This window comes from Limnohabitans radicicola (genome assembly GCF_014837235.1).
GTDB lineage: Bacteria > Pseudomonadota > Gammaproteobacteria > Burkholderiales > Burkholderiaceae_C > Limnohabitans_A > Limnohabitans_A radicicola.
In genome coordinates this window covers 40964-55360 of the sequence record NZ_JACYFT010000003.1, presented here as the reverse complement: position 1 = coordinate 55360, position 14397 = coordinate 40964, and the positions used below count along the sequence as shown (strand labels likewise).

Annotated in this window: 12 protein-coding genes; all 12 read right to left on the bottom strand. The window is 65.0% G+C overall.

Going from position 1 to position 14397, the window contains the following annotated elements; genetic code table 11:
* Positions 1–24 precede the first annotated feature (24 nt).
* The 12 genes from IC609_RS12860 to rsmH are packed head-to-tail and all read right to left on the bottom strand — an operon-like array spanning position 25 to position 14392.
* A complete protein-coding gene (locus tag IC609_RS12860) occupies positions 25–813 on the bottom strand; it encodes a cell division protein FtsQ/DivIB (RefSeq protein ID WP_333473699.1) in 789 nt (262 codons plus the stop codon).
* Complete coding sequence (locus IC609_RS12855; protein ID WP_191819922.1) at positions 810–1775, bottom strand: D-alanine--D-alanine ligase; 966 nt, start codon at positions 1773–1775, stop codon at positions 810–812. The genes IC609_RS12860 and IC609_RS12855 overlap by 4 nt, the downstream gene beginning before the upstream one ends.
* Positions 1772–3181 carry a UDP-N-acetylmuramate--L-alanine ligase gene (murC, locus tag IC609_RS12850; protein ID WP_191819921.1) on the bottom strand — a complete coding sequence of 470 codons (1410 nt, stop codon included), beginning with the start codon at positions 3179–3181 and terminating at the stop codon, positions 1772–1774. The genes IC609_RS12855 and murC overlap by 4 nt, the downstream gene beginning before the upstream one ends.
* Positions 3178–4242, bottom strand: a complete 1065-nt coding sequence (murG, locus tag IC609_RS12845; protein WP_191819920.1) for an undecaprenyldiphospho-muramoylpentapeptide beta-N-acetylglucosaminyltransferase — start codon at positions 4240–4242, stop codon at positions 3178–3180. The genes murC and murG overlap by 4 nt, the downstream gene beginning before the upstream one ends.
* Positions 4239–5489 carry a putative lipid II flippase FtsW gene (gene ftsW / locus IC609_RS12840; protein ID WP_191820224.1) on the bottom strand — a complete coding sequence of 417 codons (1251 nt, stop codon included), beginning with the start codon at positions 5487–5489 and terminating at the stop codon, positions 4239–4241. Before ftsW ends, murG begins: the two co-directional genes overlap by 4 nt.
* Positions 5490–5521: 32 nt before the next feature.
* Positions 5522–7357: a UDP-N-acetylmuramoyl-L-alanine--D-glutamate ligase gene (murD, locus tag IC609_RS12835; RefSeq protein ID WP_191819919.1), complete on the bottom strand. Its 1836-nt coding sequence runs from the start codon at positions 7355–7357 to the stop codon at positions 5522–5524.
* A gap of 3 nt (positions 7358–7360) precedes the next feature.
* On the bottom strand, positions 7361–8539 hold the full coding sequence (gene mraY / locus IC609_RS12830) for a phospho-N-acetylmuramoyl-pentapeptide-transferase (RefSeq protein WP_191819918.1): 1179 nt from the start codon (positions 8537–8539) through the stop codon (positions 7361–7363).
* Complete coding sequence (locus IC609_RS12825) at positions 8529–9944, bottom strand: UDP-N-acetylmuramoyl-tripeptide--D-alanyl-D-alanine ligase (protein WP_225224183.1); 1416 nt, start codon at positions 9942–9944, stop codon at positions 8529–8531. Before IC609_RS12825 ends, mraY begins: the two co-directional genes overlap by 11 nt.
* Positions 9941–11443 carry a UDP-N-acetylmuramoyl-L-alanyl-D-glutamate--2,6-diaminopimelate ligase gene (locus IC609_RS12820; RefSeq protein WP_191819917.1) on the bottom strand — a complete coding sequence of 501 codons (1503 nt, stop codon included), beginning with the start codon at positions 11441–11443 and terminating at the stop codon, positions 9941–9943. The genes IC609_RS12825 and IC609_RS12820 overlap by 4 nt, the downstream gene beginning before the upstream one ends.
* Entirely contained in the window at positions 11443–13176 is a 1734-nt protein-coding gene (locus IC609_RS12815; protein ID WP_191819916.1) for a peptidoglycan D,D-transpeptidase FtsI family protein, read from the bottom strand. Before IC609_RS12815 ends, IC609_RS12820 begins: the two co-directional genes overlap by 1 nt.
* Positions 13173–13466 (bottom strand): cell division protein FtsL, encoded by a 294-nt coding sequence (gene ftsL, locus IC609_RS12810; RefSeq protein WP_191819915.1) that lies wholly within the window; start codon positions 13464–13466, stop codon positions 13173–13175. Before ftsL ends, IC609_RS12815 begins: the two co-directional genes overlap by 4 nt.
* Entirely contained in the window at positions 13463–14392 is a 930-nt protein-coding gene (rsmH, locus tag IC609_RS12805; RefSeq protein ID WP_191820222.1) for a 16S rRNA (cytosine(1402)-N(4))-methyltransferase RsmH, read from the bottom strand. Before rsmH ends, ftsL begins: the two co-directional genes overlap by 4 nt.
* Between the last annotated feature and the right edge of the window lie 5 nt (positions 14393–14397).

The following is a 14397-nucleotide window of genomic DNA, read 5'->3' as shown; positions in this document are numbered from 1 at the left end:
TTCAATCTTTGATTCCAATGACCCTCAGGGCTTCTTCCTGGGATCGGCCTCCACTGTGCTCACCCCTTTGAGGCGCAAGGCGTAGCCGTCCTTGTGCCGCAAATCCGCAGCCGCCAGGGCCGTGGGTGTGCGGCCGTAGCGGGCCGTGACTTGCGACAGGGTGCGCAGGAACATCTGCACCAGCTCACCCACCTCTTGTTGACTGCCCCGCCCCAGCTCCAGCTGCGCACCTTTGTCAGTGACCACACGCCAGCTGCCCCTCGGACTGAGTTCGAGTCGATCGATCTCCATGTCTGCTGCCGCCAGAATGGGCTTGAGGTAGCGGTACATCTGCATCACCTCCCGCGATTGCGTGACCGGTCCTTTGAGGCGCGGCAACCCCTCCACTTCGGGGTCTTCGGCATTGGCCTCAAACACCTGCCCTTGCTGGTTGAGCAGGGTGTTGGCACCGTCATCGCCCCACAAGGCCATCGGCTGGTGCTCCTGCAACTCGGCACGCAGACGGTTCGGAAAATCGCGGTGCACCACCGCCGCCCGCACCCAAGGCACGGACTCGAACACCTGGCGCGCCTGGTCGAGGTTGAGCGTGAAAAAATTGCCCTGCAGCTGCGGCACCACATTCGCGCGCAGTGTGATGGCGTTGTTGCGCGTCACCTCGCCCTGCACGGTGATGGCACGGATCGCAAACATCGGGTGGCGCAGCCACCACCACACGCCCGCCCCCAGGCCCATGAGCACCACTGCCGACAACAGCAAAGCGGCCGTCATGTTCATGAGGCGGATGTCCAGTGGCAAAGGCGCAGCAGTTTTCACCCTTGGGCCTCCTGCGCATGGTCCAGCGCTGTGGCAGCCAGCAATTGGCAGCACAAGGCTTCGTAGCTGATGCCCGCCGAGCGCGCCGACATCGGCACCAGCGAGTGCCCGGTCATGCCCGGCGAGGTGTTGATCTCCAGCAGGTAAGGGGCGCGGGAGGCGGCATCGATCATCACGTCAATGCGGCCCCAGCCCCGGCAGCCGAGCACCTGGTAGGCCTTGACCACCAGCGCCTGAATGGCCTCTTCCTCCCCCGCTGGCAGGCCGCAGGGCACGAGGTACTGGGTGTCGTCGGTGAAGTATTTGTTCTGGTAGTCGTAGTTGCCCTCGGGCGCCACGATGCGGATCACCGGCAGGGCCTGTGCGGCATCGCCCTCGCCCAGCACCGGGCAGGTGACCTCGTCGCCCACGATGCACTGCTCGCACAACACATCGGCATCGCACTGTGCAGCCTCGGCCAAGGCCTGCGCGATCTGCTGCACTTGCGTGACCTTGGTCACACCAATGGAGGAGCCTTCGCGTGCAGGCTTCACGATCAGGGGCAGGCCCAGCTGCGCCACCAGGTCTTCGGCGACCACCTGCGCCAGCTGCTCGCGGCGCACCAGCACATAGCGTGGCGTGGGCAGGCCTTCGGCCAGCCAGACACGCTTGGTCATGGTCTTGTCCATGGCGATGCTGGACGCCATCACGCCCGAGCCGGTATAGGGGATGCCCAGCAACTCCAGCGCGCCTTGCACCGTGCCGTCTTCGCCATAGCGGCCATGTAAGGCGATGAAGCAGCGGTCAAAGCCTTCGCGCTTCAATTCGCTCAAGTCACGCTCGGCCGGATCAAAGGCGTGGGCGTCCACGCCACTGGCCTGCAGGGCCTGCAGCACGCCGCTGCCAGACATGAGGGACACCTCACGCTCGGCCGAGCGCCCGCCCATCAGCACCGCCACTTTGCCCAAATTCAAGGCACTCATGCGGCACCTCCCATCTCGACCACCTTCGCGGGCACCGCGCCGATGGAGCCTGCCCCCATGCAGATCACCACATCGCCGTCGCGTGCGTTGCCAAGCACGGCCTGGGGCATGTCAGCAATGGCATCCACGAACACGGGCTCCACCTTGCCCGCCACGCGCAGCGCACGCGCCAGCGAGCGGCCATCGGCGGCCACGATCGGCGCTTCGCCTGCGGCATAGACCTCGGACAGCAGCACGCTGTCGCAGCCCTGGCCGATGACCTTCACAAAATCCTCAAAACAGTCGCGGGTGCGGCTGTAACGGTGCGGCTGGAAGGCCAGCACCAGGCGTCGCCCGGGGAAGGCGCCACGCGCCGCGGCCAGCGTGGCCGCCATCTCGACAGGGTGGTGACCGTAGTCGTCGATCACCGTGAAGCGCCCTGCACCGCCGGGCACCGCCACATCGCCGTAGCGCTGGAAACGGCGGCCCACGCCCTTGAACCCGGCCAGTGCGCGTTGCACCGCCGCATCATCCACGCCCAGCTCCACCGCCACGGCCACCGCCGCCAGGGCGTTGAGCACGTTGTGCAGACCCGGCAAATTGAGCACCAGGTCCAGATCGGGCAAGGTGATGCCGTTGCGACGCTGCACCGTGAAATGCATCTGGCCGTTTTCAGCGCGCACATTCACGGCGCGCAGCTGCGCGCCCTCCTGCAGGCCGTAGGTCGTCACCGGACGAGCGATGTCACCCACAATCGACTGCACTCCAGGGTCGTCACTGCACACGATGGCCGTGCCATAAAACGGCATGCGGTGCAGGAAGTCCACAAAGGCCGACTTCAGACGCCCGAAGTCGTGGCCGTAGGTTTCCATGTGGTCGGCGTCGATGTTGGTCACCACCGCCATCACCGGCAACAGGTTCAGGAAGGAGGCGTCGGACTCGTCGGCCTCGACCACGATGTAGTCGCCCGTGCCCAGCTTGGCATTGGCTCCTGCGCTGTTCAGGCGCCCACCAATCACGAACGTCGGATCGAGTCCGGCCTCGGCCAGCACACTGGCCACCAGGCTGGTGGTGGTGGTCTTGCCGTGCGTGCCGGCAATGGCCACGCCCTGCTTCATGCGCATGAGTTCGGCCAGCATCACGGCGCGCGGCACGATGGGGACATGGCGCTCGCGCGCGGCCTGCACCTCGGGGTTGTCGGCCTTGACGGCAGTCGACGTGACCACCGCGTCGGCATCCTTGACGTTGGCCGCCGTGTGACCTACATGGGTCTCGATGCCCAGCGCCGCCAGGCGACGCAGTGTGGCACTGTCGGCCAGGTCCGAGCCTGAAATCTGGTAGCCCAGGTTGAGCAGCACTTCGGCGATGCCGCTCATGCCTGCACCGCCCACGCCGATGAAATGAATTTTGCGGATGGCGTGTTTCATGCAGCCAGCTCCTCACAAGCCATCACGACCTCCCGTGTGGCGTTTGTTTTTCTTTGTGCGTGTGCTTTTTCGGCACGCTCCAGCAAGGCCTCGCGGCTCAGGCCCATGAGGCGCTCGGCCAGCATCTGCGCGGTCAACTCGGCCTGCGGCACCAGCCAGGCACCACCGGCTTCCACCAAAAAGCGGGCATTGGTGGTCTGGTGGTCGTCCACTGCGAATGGGAACGGCACGAACAGCGCAGCTGCACCCACCGCAGACAGCTCGGTCACCGTGCTCGCGCCTGCGCGGGCGATGACCAGGTCGGCCTGGGCAAACGCCGTGGCCGTGTCGTCGATGAACGGGGTCAACTCGGCCTGCACACCCGCAGCCGCATAACTGGCACGCAGGGCGTCGATCTGTTTGGCACCGCTTTGGTGGATGACCTGCGGGCGTTGCGCTTCGGGGATCAAAGCCAGGGCCTGCGGCACGGTGTCGTTGAGCGCCTTGGCGCCCAGGCTGCCGCCCACCACCAAAAGGCGCAACGGGCCGCTGCGACCTGCAAAACGCTCGGCAGGTGACTGCTGCGCCAGGAAGGCACTGCGCAGGGGGTTGCCCACCCACTGGGCCCTGCGGAACACCCCTGGGAACGCCGTGAACACGCGGTCGGCCACACTGGCCAGCACCTTGTTGGCCAGGCCCGCCACCGAGTTTTGTTCGTGCAACACCAACGGCTTGCCCCACAAGCTGGCCATCAGGCCGCCAGGGAAGGTGATGTAGCCGCCCAGGCCCAGCACCACATCGGGTTGAACCCGACGTACCACCTGCAGGCTTTGCCAAAAGGCGCGCAGCAGTTTGAATGGCAGCAGGGCCAAGGTCTTGAGGCCCTTGCCGCGCACGCCACCAAAATTCACGGCCTCGAAAGCGAAACCCCGTGGCGGCACCAGCTCGGACTCCATGCTGGCGGGTGCGCCCAGCCAGTGCACGCGCCAACCCGCATCGCGCAGGGCTTCGGCCACGGCCAGGCCCGGGAAGATGTGCCCCCCGGTGCCCCCTGCCATGATCAAAGCGCATTTGGACGTCATGCCCGGCCTCCGCGCATCATCAGTTTGTTCTCGGCGTCGATCCGCAGCACGATGGCGATCGCGATCAAGTTCATCATGATGGCCGAGCCGCCGTAGCTCATCAAAGGCAGCGTCAGGCCCTTGGTGGGCAGCGCCCCCAGGTTCACCCCCATGTTGATGAAGGCCTGGAAACCGATCCAGATGCCCACGCCCTGGGCGACCAGGCCCGCGAACACCTTGTCCAGTGCAATGGCCTGACGGCCAATCACCATGATGCGACGGGCCAGCCAGAGGAACATGCAGATCACGATGGTCAGGCCCACCAGACCGAACTCTTCGCCGATCACGGCCAGCAGGAAGTCGGTATGGGCTTCAGGCAGCCAGTGCAGTTTTTCGACGCTGCCGCCCAGGCCCACGCCCCAGACTTCGCCACGCCCGATGGCGATCAGCGAGTGGGTCAGCTGGTAGCCCTTGCCCAGCGCGTATTCGGCGCTGAAGGGGTCGAGGTAGGCGAAGATGCGGTCACGCCGCCAGGGCGACATGGCGATCATCAGCACAAAGGCGAAGACCAGGATGCCCAGGATCATGAAAAACATCTTGGCATTGACGCCGCCCAGGAACAGGATGCCCATCGCGATGATGGCGATCACCATGAAAGCACCCATGTCGGGCTCGGCCAGCAGGAACACCCCGGCCACGGCCACCGCAGCGCCCATGGGCAACACGGCGCGGAAGAAGCGCTCTTTCACATCCATCTTGCGCACCATGTAATCGGCGGCATAGATGATGGTGGCCAGTTTGGCCAGCTCGGAAGGCTGGAAGTTCATGACGCCCAGACCGATCCAGCGGCGAGCGCCGTTGATGTTCTTGCCGATGTAAGGGATCAGCACCAACGCCAGCAAAGCCAGCGAAATCACAAACAGCGGGCGAGCCCATTTTTCCCAGGTCTCCATCGGCACCTGGAAAGCCAGCAAGGCGACGGTCGCGCCAATCACCAGCGAAATCACATGGCGCGAGAGGTAATAGGTCGGGGTCAAACGGACCAGACGGGGGTTGTCCGGGATGGCGATCGAGGCCGAGTACACCATCACCATGCCCCACATGAGCAAGGCCACCACCACCCACAACAGGGTCTGGTCGATGCCATACAGCCGCGCAGCCGCATTTTGCGGCGAACGTGCAAACTCGTACCCACCCAGGTTCACCGGCAAGCCCTGGCTGGCACCGGACTGCGCAGCGGCTGGCGAATGGCCCCAGACAAGGCCCATGACAGACTGGAGGCGTTCGGTCACCGCGCGGATCACAGTGCGCCCTCCATGCTCACACCGCTGTGCTCGGCCAGCAGCGCGACGGCCTGGCGGAACACCTCGGCACGGTGCTCATAGTTCCGGAACATGTCCAGGCTGGCACAGGCGGGCGACATGAGTACGGCATCAGCGGGTTGTGCCATGTCACGCGCTTGCTGCACTGCTGCAGGCAAATCGACGGCATCCTGCATGGGGACGCCGCAGCCGCTCAGGGCCTCGCGGATCAAGGCCGCATCGCGCCCGATCAGGACCACGCCGCGAACGTGGCGCGACACCGGCTCCAGCAAAGGCGAGAAATCTTGGCCCTTGCCATCGCCACCCAGGATGACCACCACACGGCGGTCCGCCCCCAGGCCCTGCAAGGCGGCCACGGTGGCCCCCACATTGGTGCCCTTGCTGTCGTCAAAGTATTCGACCTCGTCCACGATCGCGATGGGCTCCACCCGGTGCGGCTCGCCACGGTATTCGCGCAGGCCATACAACATGGGTGCCAGGGCGCAACCGGCGCTATGGGCCAGTGCCAGCGCCGCCAAGGCGTTGATGGCGTTGTGGCGACCGCGGATGCGCAAGGCATCGGCAGGCATCAGGCGCTGGATGAACAGCTCCTCTTCCTCGCCCTTGCGGCGCTTGCGGGTTTCATCGGCTTCGAGCGCACGGACCAGCCAGGCCATGCCGTTGAGCACTTCGATGCCATAGTCGCCGGGCCGTTGGGGCATGTCGCCACCGAACAGCACGCAAGCGCGTTCCACGGGCTTTTGCAATTTCACACGGATCGGCTCGGGCCGCATCGCCAGCACCTGAGGGTCTTCGCGGTTCAGCACCATCAGGCCCTGCTGCCCGAAGATGCGGGCCTTGGCGGCCGCATAAGCGGTCATGGAGCCATGCCAGTCGAGGTGGTCTTGCGACACATTGAGCACGGTGGCCGCGCTGGGCTCAAAGCCTTCGCTGCTGTCGAGCTGGAAGCTGGAGAGTTCGAGCACCCAGACCTGGGGCAGCACGCGGGCCATGGCCGACAAGCGGGTCGGAACCTGCAAGGCGGGGGCAGGCACTTCGCTGTGGGCGTCCGTCTTTGCCGCAAGGTCTTCGGGAAGCGTTTCGGCGGTGGCTTCGCCATCCTCCAGGGCGAGCTGAAGCGCCACCTCTGGCGTCAAAGCCGCTTGAGCGGTCTCTTCGGTTGCCGCATCTTGCGTTTTCTCCTGGGCCTTGGCTTGCACCTTTTGTGCGTGTTCGGCAGCTTGAGCAGCTTCTTCGGCCAGACGCGCGGCTTCGGCTTCATCCGCTTCGCGCTCCTGCTGCTCCAGTGCCAGCGCATCCACCTGGGCCTGCGCCAGGGCTTCGCTCAGGGTGTCCAGCAAGGTCGGACCGATGTTGCCAGCCACTTTCACGGTCTTGCCCGCACGGGCCACCAGCTGGCCCGTGAGCGAAGTCACCGTGGTCTTGCCGTTGGTGCCCGTGATCGCCAGCACCTGTGGGGCATAGCCGTGATCGTTTTTCAGGGTCTGCAGGGCCTGGGCAAACAGGCTCAGCTCTCCGCCCTGCCACAGACCCATGGCCCGCGCGGCGTCAACCACCGGGGCCACCACCTCGGGGGCCAGGCCGGGGCTGCGGAACACCGCACGCACCGCCGTGCCTTCGACCAGCGCCGCCGTGAAGGGGCCGGCCACAAAGCGCACGCCCGGCCACTCGGCCTGCAGCGCCGCCAACTGCGGCGGTTGTTCGCGGGTGTCGGCCACCGTCACCTCGGCGCCCTGGTGCGCGCACCAGCGGGCCATGGCCAGGCCCGAAGCGCCCAGGCCGAGGATGAGGATGTGTTGACCTTGCAGCTGCATCGCTTACCTCAGCTTCAAGGTCGACAGACCGACCAGGCACAGCAGCATGGTGATGATCCAGAAACGCACCACCACCTGCGTTTCCTTCCAGCCGCTCTTTTCAAAATGGTGGTGCAAGGGGGCCATTTTCAGGATGCGACGCCCTTCGCCGTATTTTTTCTTGGTGTACTTGAAGTAGGTCACCTGGGCCATCACCGACAGGGCTTCGACGACGAAGATGCCGCCCATGATGGCCAGCACGATTTCCTGGCGCACGATGACGGCGATCGTGCCCAGCGCGCCGCCCAGGGCCAGCGCACCCACATCGCCCATGAAGACCTGGGCCGGGTGGGTGTTGAACCACAAAAAGGCCAGCCCCGCGCCCGCCATGGCGGCGCAGAAAATCAGCAACTCACCGGAGCCGGGAATGTAGGGGAAGAACAGGTACTTCGAATACACCGAGCTGCCGGTCACGTAGGCGAACACGCCCAGCGCCGACCCAACCATCACCACCGGCATGATGGCCAGGCCATCGAGCCCGTCGGTCAGGTTCACCGCATTGCTGGCGCCCACGATCACCAGGTAAGTCATCAGCACAAAGCCGAATACCCCCAGCGGGTAGTTGATTTCCTTGAAAAACGGCAGTTGCAGACCGGCTTTGGGCGGCAGGTTCACATCAAAGCCCGACAGCGCCCACTTGACGAACAGGTCCAGCACCTTGAGGTTGGAACTCTCGGAAATGCTGAACACCAGGTACAGCGCCGCCAGCAAGCCGATCACAGACTGCCAGAAATACTTCTCGCGCGAACGCATGCCTTCGGGGTCTTTGTTGACCACCTTGCGCCAGTCGTCGACCCAACCGATCGCGCCAAAACCCAGCGTCACGATCAGCACGATCCAGACAAAACGGTTCGACAGGTCAAACCACAGCAGCGTGGCGATGGCGATGGCCAGCAGGATGAGCACACCGCCCATGGTGGGTGTGCCGCTCTTGGACAGGTGGCTTTCCATGCCGTAGCCGCGGATCGGCTGACCGATCTTGAGCGAAGTCAGGCGGCGAATCACCGCAGGTCCGGCGGCCAAGCCAATCAGCAGCGCGGTCATGGCCGCCATCACGGCGCGGAAGGTGATGTACTGGAACACACGCAAAAAGCCCCACTCGGGGAACATCCCTTGCAACCACTGGGCCAGGCTAAGCAGCATGCGCCTCCCCTTTCTCTGTTTCTTCTTGTTGCACCAGGGCCTCGACCACGCGCTCCATCTTCATGAAACGCGAGCCCTTGACCACGATGCTTGCAAAATGGGTCCAATGCGCGAGCACGTCGGCCTGCAGCGCGGCCATGTCAGCAAAGTGCACGCCGTGGCCAAAAGCCTGACTGGCATGCACGCTCAACTCACCCAGAGTGCAGAGCGCGTCGATGCCTCGCTCAGCCGCATAGCCACCCACTTCAGTGTGGAATTGCGGACCCTGGTCCCCGACTTCGCCCATGTCGCCCAGCACCAGCAGGCGCGGGGCGGGCAATTCGGCCAGCACGTCGATGGCGGCCCGCACCGAATCCGGGTTGGCGTTGTAGGTGTCGTCGACCAGCGAGACCGCCCCACCACGCAGGCTCAGGGCACGCGAGCGGCCCTTGACCGGCTCGAAGGCCTGCAGGCCCTGCACCACGGCGGCCAAAGGCAACCCGGCAGCCAGCGCACAGGCCGCAGCGGCCAACGCGTTCTTGACGTTGTGACGCCCGGCAATGTGCAGGCGCACAGGCGCTGTGCCCTGCGGGGTTTTGAGGGTGAACTGCCAGGCTCCTGCCTGCCAGAGCACCACGGCAGCGCTCACGTCTGCGCCTTGCAGGGCAAACCGCGATGCGGTGCGCGCACCCGCCAGTCCGGCCCACAGTCCGCTGTAGGCCTCGTCTGCAGGAAACACCGCCACACCGTTCGCAGGCAAGGCGGTGAGCACCGCGCCGTTTTCTTCGGCCACGGCCTGCACCGTGCCCATGAATTCCTGGTGCTCGCGCTGCGCGTTGTTGACCAGCGCCACCGTAGGCTGGGCGATGCGCGCCAACCAAGCGATCTCACCGGGGTGGTTCATGCCCAGCTCGACCACCGCCAGCGTGTGGTGGGCGCGCAGCCGAAGCACCGTGAGCGGCACACCGATGTCGTTGTTGAGGTTGCCCTCGGTGGCCAGGGCGGCATCGCCCGCCTGCGCACGCAGGATGCTCGCCACCATCTGGGTCACGGTGGTCTTGCCGTTGCTGCCGGTCACCGCCACCACGGGCAAGGTGAACTGGGCACGCCAGCCTGCGGCCAGTTCGCCCAAGGCGATGCGGGCATCGGACACCACCAAGGCGCTCAGACCCGCCGCCTGGGCCGCAGCAGCACCGCTGGCTTCGCACAGCACGGCGACCGCCCCCTGTGCCTGGGCCTGGACGATGAACTGGTTGCCGTCGAAACGCTCGCCGCGCAAAGCCACAAACAAGTCGCCTGGCTGCAAGCTGCGGCTGTCGGTGTGCACACGCCGCACCTGCAGCTGGCCATCGCCTTGCAGCTGCGCCTGGCTGAGCCAGCCCAGCGCCTGCGACAGCGAAAGGTTCATCGGGGTGAAGCCGGTCATGCCGCCACCCCCTTAGTGAACGCCTGACGCGATTGCAGGGCTCGTTGCAATTGCTGCGCATCCGAAAACGGGTGGCGCACACCCTGCACGTCCTGGTAATCCTCGTGGCCTTTGCCGGCCACCAGCACCACGTCCTGGGGCTGGGCCCGGGCCACAGCCAGGGCAATCGCCTCGGCACGGTCCGCCACGACCTGCGCTTGGGCCGGTTTTGTCAAACCTGCCGCCATCTGATTGAGGATGGCGAGCGGCGATTCCGTGCGGGGGTTGTCACTGGTGAGGACCACATGGTCGGCCAACGCCTCGGCGGCGGCGGCCATCAAGGGGCGCTTGCCCGGATCGCGGTCACCGCCGCAGCCGAGTACGCACCACAGTTGCCCACCGCGCTGACGGGCCAGCGACTGAAGGGCCGACAGGGCCTGCGTCACGGCATCGGGCGTGTGGGCATAGTCCACCAGCGCCAGGGGGCCGGACGCATCGCGCCCCACGCGCGCCATGCGACCAGGCACAGCACTCAAATGCTGACAGGCCTGCACCGCCTGCGCCAGCGGAATACCCACCGAACGCAGCGCGGCGATCACGCTGAGCAGGTTGTCCACGTTGTAATCGCCCATCAGGGCGGTGTCCAGGCGCAGACGTTCAGCGCCTTCGATGACCTCGAAACTCAGGCCTTGCAGGCTCGGCTGCAGGCGGGCCTGCAAACGGGCCGCGCCATGGCGAGAGCAGGTCCACACATCCAAAGATGTGGCGCTCAATTGCTGCGCCAGCACCGCGCCTTGGGCGTCGTCGATGTTGATGACCGCCGCCCGCAGACCTTCCCAGCCAAACAAAGCCCGCTTGGCCGCCCAGTAGGCGGCCATGTCGCCGTGGTAGTCCAGGTGGTCCTGGGTGAAGTTGGTGAAGATGGCGGTGCGGATGCGCGTGCCGTCCAGTCGGTGCTCGGCCAGGCCGATGGAGGAGGCTTCGATCGCACAAAAATCCACGCCCGCATCGGCAAAGGCCTTGAAGCGGGCCTGCAGCAGCACCGGGTCGGGCGTGGTCATGCCTGTGACCTCCAGGTCGGGCAACACGCCCACACCCAGGGTGCCCACCAAGGCGCAAGAGCGCTGCAGCACAGGCGAGCCCAGCGCCTGCGCCAGCCACCAGGCCGTCGATGTTTTGCCGTTGGTGCCGGTGACCGCCAGCACGTCCAGGCGCTGGCTGGGTTGCTCGTAATAGGCATCGGCCACCAGGCCGGTCAGGGCCTTGAGCTGCGGCAGTGCCGCCAGGCGGTCGGCGGGCTGCAGATCGCGCCAGGGTTCGTTGCCCTCGGCTGCCATCAGGCAGGCCACAGCGCCTTGCGCCAGAGCCTTGTCGAGGAACTGGCGACCATCGGCCACGGCGCCCGGCCAGGCGATGAACCCGTCACCGGGCTGGACCTGCCGACTGTCGGTGCGCAGCACCCCGGTCACACGCTGGCGCAACCAGCGTGCGGCTTCCTGGGGGCTGTGGAAGTCGTGCATCAGAACGACTCCTCCACGATTTTGGTCACGGTTTGTGGTTTGACGGCCATGTCGGGTTGTACGCCCATCAGACGCAGGGTCTGCTGCACGGTTTCGCTGAACACGGGGGCCGCCACATCGCCACCGAAGTAGCGCCCGTTGCTGGGCTCGTCGATCATCACCGCCACGATGATGCGGGGCTGCTCGATCGGGGCCATGCCGACAAAAAAGCCGCGGTACTTCTTACCTGCGTAGCCCTTGCCTTCTTGTTTGTGCGCGGTGCCGGTCTTGCCACCGACCGAGTACCCCATGGTCTGGGCTTTGGGGGCTGTGCCGCCAGGTGCCGCAGCCATCTGCAGCATCTTGCGCATGGCCCTGGCGTTTTCTTCGCTGAACACGCGCACACCCTGCACCTTTTGCTCGGTCTTCATCAGCGTGGCCGGCACGACCTCACCATCGCGCGCAAAGACGGTGTAAGCACGGGCCACCTGGAACAGGCTGCCCGAGATGCCATAGCCGTAGCTCATGGTCGCCTGCTCGATCGGCCGCCAGGTTTTGTAAGGTCGCAGGCGACCACTCACCACGCCAGGAAAAGGAATCTGGGGCTTTTGACCGAAGCCGACCTGGGAATACATTTCCCACATTTCACGGGCCTCGATCTGCATGGCCAACTTGACGGTGCCGACGTTGCTCGACTTCTGGATGACCTCGTTCACCGTGAGCACGCCATGGGGGTGCGCATCGGTGATGGTCGAACCCGTGATGGTGATGCGCCCGGGTGCGGTCTGGATCGGCGTTTCGGGTTTGACCAGGCCCTTTTCAAGCGCCAAGGCCACCGCAAACGGCTTCATCGTCGAGCCCGGCTCGAAAGTGTCGGTCAAGGCACGGTTGCGCAACTGCTCGCCGCTGAGGTTGACGCGCTTGTCGGGCGAATAACTGGGGTAGTTGGCCAGCGCCAGCACCTCCCCCGACTGCGCGTCCAGCACCACCACGCTGCCTGCTTTGGCCTTGTTCTCGAGCACCGCATCGCGCAGCTTCTGGTAGGCAAAGAACTGGACCTTGCTGTCGATGCTCAGCTGCAGGTCCTGGCCGTCTTCTGGCGGCACAGTCTCGCCCACGGCCTCGACCACACGACCAAGACGGTCCTTGATCACGCGGCGCGAACCGGCCTTGCCCGACAAGGCCCTCTGGAACACCAGCTCCACGCCTTCCTGACCCTGGTCTTCCACGTTGGTGAAGCCCACGATGTGGGCGGCAGCTTCGCCTTCAGGGTAGAGGCGTTTGTATTCCTTGATGCTGTACACGCCCTTGATGTCGAGCGCCAGGATTTCCTTGACCACCGACTCGTCAAGCTGCCTGCGCAGCCAGACAAAGGTCTTGTCTTCGTTTTCCAGCTTTTTGTCCAGTTCGGCCTGGCTCATGCCCAGCAACTTGGCCAACTGCTTGAGCTTGGACGGATCGCGCTCGAGGTCTTCCGGATTGGCCCAGATGCTGGGGGCAGGCACGCTTGAAGCCAGCAGCAAGCCATTGCGGTCGAGCACACGCCCCCGGTTGGCCGGCAGACTCAACGTGCGCGCGAACCGCACCTCACCCTGACGTTTGTAATACGCATTGTCAATGACCTGTACATACGTCGCGCGCGCCACCAAGCCCATGAAACCCAGGGCGATCGCAGCCACGATCAGTTTGCTGCGCCAGACCGGGGTTTTGCTCGCCAGCAAGGGGCTGGAGCTCAATTGCACGCTGCGGCTCATGGCCTCGCCTCCTTGGCGGGGGCTGCCGATGGGGCGTTCACATACTGGGTGATGCCCGGAGTGACCATGCGCATTTGCAATTGCTGGCGGGCCAGCTGCTCCACACGCAAGGGGGTGGCCTGGGCGCGGCGCTCGACCAGCAAGCGGTCGCGCTCAACCTCCAAACGGCTCTCGTCCTTGCGCGCAGCTTCGAGGGCCATGAACAGGCGCCGCGATTCGTACTGTGAATGCACCAAGGCCAGCGCACTGAGCACCAGAACCAGCAACAACACGACATTGAGGCGGGTCATGCTGCCACCTCCGTGCGCTCGGCCACGCGCATGATGGCGCTGCGCGATCGGGGGTTGGACTGCACCTCGTGCTCACTGGGCTTGACGCGACCCAGCGCCTTCAGGCGCATGGCCACAGGTGCCGCAAACGGCACGCGGCGATCCACCACTTCTTTGGAATGTTTGGCAATGAACTGCTTGACGATGCGGTCTTCCAGAGAGTGGAAGCTGATCACCGCCAGGCGCCCCCCTGGCGCCAGCACCTTCAGGCTGGCCTCTAGCGCCTGTTCAAGCTCTTCAAGCTCGGCGTTGATGAAAATCCGAAAAGCCTGAAATGTCCGCGTTGCAGGGTCCTTGCCCGGCTCGCGGGTTTTGACCGTGTCAGCCACGAGCTGGGCCAGCTCAGCGGTGGATGAAATTGGGCCCCGCTCTTGTCGGCGAGCCACAAGCGCCTTTGCAATCTGAAAAGCAAACCGTTCTTCGCCATAGTCACGTATCACCTCCGTGATTTGATCCACCTCTGCAGTGGCCAACCATTCGGCCACACTTTGTCCGCGCGTGGTGTCCATGCGCATGTCCAGCGGGCCGTCAAAACGAAAAGAAAAACCCCTCGCGGGGTTGTCGATCTGGGGAGAGCTCACCCCCAAGTCCATGAGGACGCCGTCGACACTGCCAGCGGGCAACGCCCCCAGGTGACCAAAGCCTTCGTGGCGAATGGCAAAACGGTCGTCCTGCACGGTCTGCGCCTCTGCAATCGCGTCCGGATCCTTGTCAAAGGCCACCACTCGCCCCTTGTCCGACAGCTGCGACAGGATCAGGCGGGAGTGTCCGCCCCGACCAAAGGTGGCATCGACATAAGTGCCGTCCACACCCGCATCGCACGAGAGCAATGCTTCGACGGCTTCGTGCAACAGCACGGTGGTGTGGATGAGGGCCATTTCGCTCATGTCCA

Coding starts and splice junctions, on each gene's coding strand:
- IC609_RS12855 (WP_191819922.1), bottom strand. CDS start 1,775: ATGAGTGCCTTGAATTTGGGCAAAGTGGCGGTGCTGATGGGCGGGCGC.
- murC (WP_191819921.1), bottom strand. CDS start 3,181: ATGAAACACGCCATCCGCAAAATTCATTTCATCGGCGTGGGCGGTGCA.
- murG (WP_191819920.1), bottom strand. CDS start 4,242: ATGACGTCCAAATGCGCTTTGATCATGGCAGGGGGCACCGGGGGGCAC.
- ftsW (WP_191820224.1), bottom strand. CDS start 5,489: ATGGGCCTTGTCTGGGGCCATTCGCCAGCCGCTGCGCAGTCCGGTGCC.
- murD (WP_191819919.1), bottom strand. CDS start 7,357: ATGCAGCTGCAAGGTCAACACATCCTCATCCTCGGCCTGGGCGCTTCG.
- mraY (WP_191819918.1), bottom strand. CDS start 8,539: ATGCTGCTTAGCCTGGCCCAGTGGTTGCAAGGGATGTTCCCCGAGTGG.
- IC609_RS12825 (WP_225224183.1), bottom strand. CDS start 9,944: ATGACCGGCTTCACCCCGATGAACCTTTCGCTGTCGCAGGCGCTGGGC.
- IC609_RS12820 (WP_191819917.1), bottom strand. CDS start 11,443: ATGCACGACTTCCACAGCCCCCAGGAAGCCGCACGCTGGTTGCGCCAG.
- IC609_RS12815 (WP_191819916.1), bottom strand. CDS start 13,176: ATGAGCCGCAGCGTGCAATTGAGCTCCAGCCCCTTGCTGGCGAGCAAA.
- ftsL (WP_191819915.1), bottom strand. CDS start 13,466: ATGACCCGCCTCAATGTCGTGTTGTTGCTGGTTCTGGTGCTCAGTGCG.
- rsmH (WP_191820222.1), bottom strand. CDS start 14,392: ATGAGCGAAATGGCCCTCATCCACACCACCGTGCTGTTGCACGAAGCC.